This is a genomic window from Halobacillus shinanisalinarum (assembly GCF_022919835.1).
In the GTDB taxonomy this organism is placed as follows: Bacteria; Bacillota; Bacilli; order Bacillales; family Halobacillaceae; genus Halobacillus_A; species Halobacillus_A shinanisalinarum.
Genome location: NZ_CP095074.1, coordinates 4,881,026 through 4,887,025 on the forward strand (window position 1 = coordinate 4,881,026; position 6,000 = coordinate 4,887,025).

Below are 6,000 nucleotides of genomic sequence, written 5' to 3' on the forward strand. Positions count from 1 at the left end.
TTTTATAATTAGTTGTTGCTTTATTATGGAAAAAGATTATAATAAAAGAACCATCATACATTTTCTCTACTTTGCAATGGTTGTTCGCAGAAGCCGGTGGTCTTCGAAGTCCAAAACCCTGCCGTGGAAAAGGTGGGGTCTTTTTATTTGTAAAAAACTTCATGTATACATAGAGCCCGACGCTAGATACAATAGGAACAAACGTTCTTATTAAGGAGTGTAGAGAATGAGTGATCACGTAAATGATCGGGGAACCGCAAAGTGGACTTCATTAATGATTCCGGAACACGTTGAAATGCTACAGAAAATGCGGAAAGAAGAAAAGCGTGTAGAAAAAGGCATACTGGATGAGCAACAGATCGAGGAAAACAGTTTTGCGTTGCAACGTGCTATGAATGATAACTTACTTGTTGAACTAAAACATCACAATGGTTTCGATTACAGTTATACCCCGGTTAAAGTTAAGGGAATAAATCCAAGTACAAAAAAGATTAGTTGCATTGATCAAGTAAATAAAGAAGACATCACCATTAGTTTTGATAATGTCTTTGAGATAACCTTTTTATAAAGCCCTCCACGTGAGGGCTTTTTTTATGTTTAGCTACCGACCGGATTTCCTGGATCGCTCATTTTATCCCTCTTTTCGTTCATCAACTATCTCATATAAGTCATTAACATCACAATTAAGTATATTCGCGAGCCTGACAGCATCTTCTAAGAAAATCCTCCTTTTTCCACTAATCCAACCGGATATCGTAGTTGGGTTTACATCTAATTTTTTAGCAATATGCTTTTTCCTCAAACCAGATTCCTCGATCATTTCATTTAATTTAACTTTTATTCTCATAAGAAGATATTCTCCACACCATTCCTAATACCCTTCTCGATGCATCCAAATTTTTATTTGCATCTATACATAGGACGAGCAGATATGGAATATGCTTTATTAAATACAAACCTAGAAAGGGTGTGGGAATATTCCTAACTCCTTGATACCAACGTTTATTAGTTGTCTGGAACATTCCATTTAAGCGGAACTATTTATTCCATAAATATCTTTAGGAGGTGGTGTGATGATCGTAGAGATCGGATCCACAATGATCATGGCTGGAGTGGCTGGATATTCTTATTTGAAAACGAAAGGTCCAGCAACAAATGATGGAGAAAAAATTCAACGTATCTTCGCTAACTCAGGATGGACGGTGCAGGAAGATGGAAAAATGAAAACGGTGAGGATGCGGAGAAAAAGGAAAATTGAGGGAGGGACGGAATATGTGTTGCAGCTCCCATTAGGGATGTCCTCTAAAGAAATTATCGATAAACAGAACGTGTTAGAGGATGGACTGAATAGGCGGTCTAAATATATAGAATTTGATCCACGGGACCTTTTACAAGTGAAGTGGGATAAAACGGCTTTAAAGCAGATACGAAAGATTGTCACAGATAAAAAGATTGCAAGAAAAGAGATTGAAATTGATTTTGACGGAATGTTACGTATCAGAGTCTACAACCAACCATTAGCAAAACAAATTGATTGGAAGGGTGATCTTCTGAGAAATGGTTGGAAGGTGCCTATTGGATTCAACCGAAAAGAGATGATTTATCATGATTTCGATAAGTTGTATTCCCTTATTGTTGCCGGTACTCCTGGATATGGTAAATCTCAGTATTTAAACATGCTGATCACGACCTTAATCATAATGCAGCCTCAGAATGTAAGTTTCTCACTGATCGACCTGAAGGAAGGAGCGGAATTTAACAAATTCAAGGATTTGAAACAAGTAAAGAGATATGCAACCGAACCTGAAGAGGCGAAAAATGTATTGGAAGCGGTCCAGGAAGATATGAAAAAGGTTTATCAAGACTTCATAAGTAAGGGATACAGTAACGTCAAAGAAGCTGGAATAAAAAAACGCCACTTTATAATTATTGATGAGGGGGCGGATATTGCAGGGGATCAAAGTTGCATTGATCTGTTAACCGAAATTGGAAGAAAAGGTCGAGCCGCCGGTTTTTACCCGGTTTATGCGACCCAATATCCGACCAGTCGATCTGTTCCCATCGATATGAAAAGAAATATTCCTACACGTTTAACCTTTGTGTTAGATAGCGGAACGGCATCAAGTAATGTTTTGGATCAAGCGGGTGCTGAGGATTTACCAATGATTCCTGGAAGGGCTATATATAAAAACGTCCGTTGTCAGACTGTACAAACGCCATATATGAGTGACGAACAGATCAAAGTATGTGTTAAACCTCACATCACCATTAAAGGGAAGGATGATCAGCGTGAACAACACCTTGATAAAACAGAATCGAGTAGAAAACGTCCTCTTGAGTTTGAAAAGGTTTGATTATTTGACACGCTCCCAGCTGCAAACCATTCATGATTTAAAAGGGGTCCGTAACACCAATCGTTTTTTACAATCAATGGGTGACTATTTATCATGCTATCGACACGGTCTTGAAAACGTCTACTATCTAAACAAAGCTGGCCGTGATCAAATAGGTAGTGATGTCATACGAAAGAAAACACTACAAGTGCAGCATTTCCTATTACGTAATCAATTATGGATCTATTTGAAGCGGCCAAAGACATGGGAAAATGAAGTCAAAATTAAAGCGGCTGCTGATCTGTCTATCATTTGTGATGCTAAGTTTGAACGTAAAGGGATGCCAATATTTGTTGAAGCGGACGTAAGCCAGCCGATGGCCGTTAATAAAAAGAAAATCGATAAGTATAGAAAGATTCAAGAGGTGACAGGGGTAGACTTTTATCTATTGTGGGTCACAGAGATTGAAGGCAGAAAACCACGCCTGGAAGCTCTCATGAACGGAATGAAGGGGCATGTGTACACCTTAAACGAAATTAAATAAAGGGAGATGGTCAACATGGCTAAAACAGAAGCTATTCCATTTGGGGATTTCATGAGTGGAGATTATAAAAGAAAGAAGAAGGATTTCAAGAAGGTGAGTAAGTACGGTTTAGTCCTTCCAGCTGCATTATTGCCTTTATCGAAAGTGTCTGCTGCACCAACAGGCGAAGTTGTTGCTGCTAATGCGGTTAGTGATGCGATTAAAGGCCAAATTGTAAATGCTTTTGATCCAGTTGTTGAATTAATGATCGCATTATCGTTGCCTATTGCTGGTGTGATGATTACAGGCGGAGCGCTGATGGTGATGATCGGTATGAACGATCGAGGTTATGGTCTATTGATGAAAGCTGGGATAGGATATGTGCTTGTACAAATGTCACCTTTGTTCATTGATTTATTGGCAGGTGTCGGTGCAGCTGTTTAATAATCAATATTTCTTTTTTGTGGAAATCGTGTAGAATATAGGTAATATATAAGTGCGTAAGGGAGTGGATTCAAATATCACAGTGGTTTCAGCTTATAGGTTTATGTATAGATCTTATAGGGGTAGTCTTAATGTCATGGCAGGTTATAGTATCGAAAGGAGATAAAGCTAAACCGAATACATGGGCGTCAATTTATGAAATATCTTTAAGTGATTTTTTACAACATAAAAAAACTATAATAGGTCTAAGGCTTATAGCATTAGGATTTATATTTCAGATACTTGGGGTTATTATAGGCATTTTATAATAGGAGTGAGCAAATGAAAAGAATACTTCTCACATTGTCAGCTATGGCATTATTAGGTGCATGTTCTGAAGCGGAGACTACTTTGTCCAAAGAAGAATTTGAACAACTGGAAGAAGGAATGACCCATGGGGAGGTTATTGAAGTAGCTGGTGGGCAGGCAGCTGATACAATAGATGACGGAGCGTTAGGAGGAAAAGAACTCACCTATAAGGGTGAAGGTGGTGTAGAGAAAGACTCAGAGGTTTATCTTTACTTCGAAGGTGAAAAACTCTCGATGATTGTAGACTCAGGGTTAATGGAAAAAGAACCAGAGGATGATAGGGAGCTCATTATGAGTATCGATTATGAAGTGGTAGAGGAAAAAGAAAACACGGATAATAATTCCCTTAACTTAAGAGTTAAACTCCCAAGCAAAGAAGAGTATTTGTATAATTTTAGTGCTGAAGATGTGGTTAACTACATTAAGGAAAGTCATAAAGAAGGCGGATATGATGCCATATGGGTAAATGTTCATTCAGCTGGTGATCCGTTTGGTGATAACCTGGCTTCTGGTCGAATTGCATATACTCAAAAAGGAGCAGCGATGATTGGAGCAGACAAAGCAGGAGAAGTGATAATAGAATAATAGTCTATCATGACCAAAATATTGACCAAAAAAAGACCAAAACAAAACAATAATATATGTAAACATTTAAAGAAGCCAAATCAATAAACCTTTAAATTAAGCGGTTTTGATAAGCATATATAATCGTTTGGAAGTATAGATTGTGTTCCGTACGCAAGTACACCCTTGGGAGCGCGAGCAGTACCTGCAAACTTATTAAACTTTAAATGCCTTGGCGTTGCTTGCGTCAAGGTATTTTTTGTGTTTGCTGGTGAATTATTAGCAAAGCATTAAAGGCATAATGCAGCCTTAGATTTTATGGGAAGGGATATAAGGCAATAATTACAATAGATGGTACAGAGGATGAGGGTTCTATAGCCCTTATCGTCTGCACCATCGTCAAGGTGAGAGAAGGTAAGCGTGTCAACGGAAATGTTCAAGCCAAGGTAGGGGTGTTAATCGTTACTTCGGATCGGCTAAATACTAGTTATGGGAAGGGTAATAGATTTACCCTCAAACTACTAGGGAGTTTTTATTAATAACCTCCACCAAATCCACCGCCAAATCCACCGCGGTTAAAGCTAGTACCTACGATGATCAAAAGAATGAAGAGAACAACGATCATAGCAAATCCTCCGTTATTGCCGTAACTCATATTTATACCTCCTTTATTAGTTGATAGTTCATTATATGTAATTACCGTAGCAATGTGGAGGGCATTCGTCAGACTTAACAAAATATGAGCAATCAAACCAAAGGCATAGAGCAGGTATCAATTTTAGCTACTAAGTTGATGTTTAAAATACTGTTAAAAACTGGTGGTTACTGGTATAGCGATTCTGAGGTCTCCACATTGATATGACAAATCTAAAAAAAGCCCGGGAGCAAAAATAATTTGTTCCCGGGCTTTTTTAATGAACGGTACGGTAAAGACCGACTACCTTACCTAGTATCGAAACATCATTCAATATAATCGGCTCCATGGTTGCATTCTCAGGCTGCAGTCGAATGTGTCTCTTTTCTTTGAAAAAACGCTTCACTGTGGCTTCTTCATCCTCTGTCATAGCCACCACAATGTCCCCATTCTCAGCTGTCTGTTGATGGCGAACAATCACCATATCCCCATTCAGAATGCCTGCTTCAATCATACTATCACCTTGAACAACTAAAACAAACGTATTGTCATCTGACCCTGCTAATGAATCAGGGAGAGGTACATATTCCTCGATATTTTCTATGGCTGTAATAGGTGAGCCGGCCGTAACTTTACCTATTACCGGCGCATAGAATGCTTCGCTGCGGGGTACGCTCTGGTTCTCTTCTAAATCAATCACTTCGATTGCTCGTGGCTTCGTTGGGTCGCGACGAAGATAGCCTTTTTTTTCTAAGCGGGAAAGGTGTCCGTGAACGGTTGAACTTGAAGCAAGCCCGACAGATTGTCCGATCTCTCTTACAGACGGGGGTACCCTTTTAGTAATACTTGCTCTTTAATAAAGTCTAGTATCGCTTGTTGACGTTTCGAAAGTTTATTCATAGATTGTCACCTCGTACATAGAATTATAATAACCACATTGTACCATGCGGTTTCAAAAAACACAAACAAGCGTTCGAAAAAACAGTTGACAGGAACTTCTGTTCGTATATAATTAAAATTAACTAATACGAACAAATGTTTCTAAGAACGTTTGTTTCTGACAAGGGGATGTATGATATGTTCAATAAACTTTCAAAACTTGATATCACGTATATTCTATTATTTGCTGCTAGTTTAGCTTTTTTATATTACTC

At 38.5% G+C, this 6,000-nt stretch carries 7 protein-coding genes and 1 pseudogene; 5 read left to right on the top strand and 3 right to left on the bottom strand.

Annotated elements, in window-relative coordinates; genetic code table 11:
• Positions 1 to 226: 226 nt before the first annotated feature.
• On the top strand, positions 227 to 568 hold the full coding sequence (locus MUO14_RS24175) for a YolD-like family protein (RefSeq protein ID WP_244753027.1): 342 nt from the start codon (positions 227 to 229) through the stop codon (positions 566 to 568).
• A gap of 63 nt (positions 569 to 631) precedes the next feature.
• On the opposite strand, the gene MUO14_RS24180 is transcribed toward MUO14_RS24175, so the two are convergent.
• Positions 632 to 847, bottom strand: a complete 216-nt coding sequence (locus MUO14_RS24180; RefSeq protein WP_244753028.1) for a helix-turn-helix domain-containing protein — start codon at positions 845 to 847, stop codon at positions 632 to 634.
• 226 nt (positions 848 to 1,073) lie between these two features.
• On the opposite strand from MUO14_RS24180, the gene MUO14_RS24185 reads away from it, so the two are divergent.
• The 4 genes from MUO14_RS24185 to MUO14_RS24200 all read left to right on the top strand — a co-directional run bounded on the left by MUO14_RS24185 (position 1,074) and on the right by MUO14_RS24200 (position 4,233).
• Positions 1,074 to 2,354 (top strand): FtsK/SpoIIIE domain-containing protein, encoded by a 1,281-nt coding sequence (locus MUO14_RS24185; RefSeq protein ID WP_244753029.1) that lies wholly within the window; start codon positions 1,074 to 1,076, stop codon positions 2,352 to 2,354.
• A gap of 4 nt (positions 2,355 to 2,358) precedes the next feature.
• Complete coding sequence (locus MUO14_RS24190) at positions 2,359 to 2,877, top strand: replication-relaxation family protein (RefSeq protein ID WP_244753030.1); 519 nt, start codon at positions 2,359 to 2,361, stop codon at positions 2,875 to 2,877.
• Between the two features lie 15 nt (positions 2,878 to 2,892).
• A complete protein-coding gene (locus MUO14_RS24195) occupies positions 2,893 to 3,300 on the top strand; it encodes a hypothetical protein (RefSeq protein WP_244753031.1) in 408 nt (135 codons plus the stop codon).
• A 321-nt stretch (positions 3,301 to 3,621) separates the two neighbouring features.
• Positions 3,622 to 4,233 (top strand): membrane lipoprotein lipid attachment site-containing protein, encoded by a 612-nt coding sequence (locus MUO14_RS24200; RefSeq protein WP_244753032.1) that lies wholly within the window; start codon positions 3,622 to 3,624, stop codon positions 4,231 to 4,233.
• A gap of 514 nt (positions 4,234 to 4,747) precedes the next feature.
• Here MUO14_RS24200 and MUO14_RS24205 read toward each other — a convergent pair.
• Both MUO14_RS24205 and lexA read right to left on the bottom strand, forming a co-directional pair.
• The gene (locus tag MUO14_RS24205) at positions 4,748 to 4,867 is read right to left on the bottom strand and encodes a YjcZ family sporulation protein (protein WP_244753033.1); all 120 of its coding nucleotides are present in this window, start codon (positions 4,865 to 4,867) and stop codon (positions 4,748 to 4,750) included.
• A 256-nt stretch (positions 4,868 to 5,123) separates the two neighbouring features.
• Positions 5,124 to 5,746 (bottom strand): annotated as a pseudogene (lexA, locus tag MUO14_RS24210) (transcriptional repressor LexA).
• Positions 5,747 to 6,000 lie beyond the last annotated feature (254 nt).